We start from the raw sequence: 254 nt of genomic DNA, 5'->3' as shown, positions 1-254 counted from the left end.
GTTTCGAATTCATGTTGTTGATACCAATGTTTAGCCATCTTTTTAAAGGATTGTTCGACAGCCTCGGTTCCTAGGCGCTGTCGCGCCTGAACCATCGCGCTTGGCGCAATAAGGGGGGCTTTACCGGGGAGTGCGATATCCATCTTAGTGGCAATATTCCACACAGATTCCTGTCTAAAAAGGCTCATTCCCATGACACACCACATCACCGATTCAAGCGGTAAGCGACGCTTTCTGACCGTTGCCACACCTGC

At 50.0% G+C, this 254-nt stretch carries 1 protein-coding gene; it reads right to left on the bottom strand.

Going from position 1 to position 254, the window contains the following annotated elements; translation table 11 throughout:
- A partial coding sequence (locus JV36_RS0112475) for a transposase domain-containing protein (protein ID WP_032139778.1) occupies window positions 1-254 on the bottom strand: 254 nt, incomplete at both ends.

This window comes from Alteromonas sp. LOR (assembly GCF_000753865.1).
Taxonomy (GTDB): domain Bacteria; phylum Pseudomonadota; class Gammaproteobacteria; order Enterobacterales; family Alteromonadaceae; genus Alteromonas.
Note: the sequence above shows the minus strand (reverse complement) of the source record. Positions and strands in the feature narration are given on the sequence as shown.